Origin of the sequence: Micromonospora sp. LOL_021 (assembly GCF_048060215.1) — a bacterium.
Lineage (GTDB): Bacteria > Actinomycetota > Actinomycetes > Mycobacteriales > Micromonosporaceae > Micromonospora_E.
In genome coordinates, this window is sequence record NZ_JBHMIN010000179.1 from 1 (window position 1) to 292 (window position 292).

Sequence of the window (292 nt, forward strand, 5' to 3'; positions counted from 1 at the left end):
GAGGTCTTCACCGCCGTCGCGGACCTGCACGGCTGGAAACACGGCTGCGACACGTTCGCGCTGATGGACGCCGCCGAGGACCTGGTCCGCCCGCTGCAGGACCGGCCGGTGCGGGTCGACCGGGAAACCCTGTCACTCGGCTACGCCGGCGTCTACTCCAGCTTCCTGCGCCACGCCGAACGCGCCGCCGACCGCTACAACCTGGACGTGCGGTCCATCCTGGTCGAACTCGGCCGCCGCAGGATGGTCGGCGGCCAGGAGGACATGATCACCGACGTCGCCCTCGACCTCG

1 pseudogene is annotated in these 292 nt (G+C 70.5%); it reads left to right on the plus strand.

From position 1 onward, the window contains the following. A pseudogene (locus ACFHWT_RS31575) lies at positions 1–292 on the plus strand (4-hydroxy-2-oxovalerate aldolase); the annotation flags it as partial.